We start from the raw sequence: 244 nt of genomic DNA, 5'->3' as shown, positions 1-244 counted from the left end.
ATACCTCGATATGGTAGCCCCTCGGGAAGTCCAGCTTGCTGTTGTCCCCCCACCATGGGGAGTACACGTGCATACCGCCAACGCCGTCCTCGTTATAGGAGACCTTCCGGTTCATCAGGTCCGGGATGAAGCCCGCCCTGTCGGCCCCCGTCGAGTCGTGCAGGTACTTGCCCACTACGTCGCTGCTGTTGCCCAGTCCATTGGGGTGCCGGTCGCTCTTGGAGTTCAGCAATATACGCGCCGA

The 244-nt window shown here is 61.1% G+C and carries 1 pseudogene; it reads right to left on the bottom strand.

Features of this window, described 5'->3' with window-relative positions:
* Positions 1–244 (bottom strand): annotated as a pseudogene (locus K1F36_RS19945) (GMC family oxidoreductase); the annotation flags it as partial.

The organism is Flagellimonas abyssi, from assembly GCF_019457905.1.
Taxonomy (GTDB): Bacteria; Bacteroidota; Bacteroidia; order Flavobacteriales; family Flavobacteriaceae; genus Flagellimonas; species Flagellimonas abyssi.
Note: the sequence above shows the minus strand (reverse complement) of the source record. Positions and strands in the feature narration are given on the sequence as shown.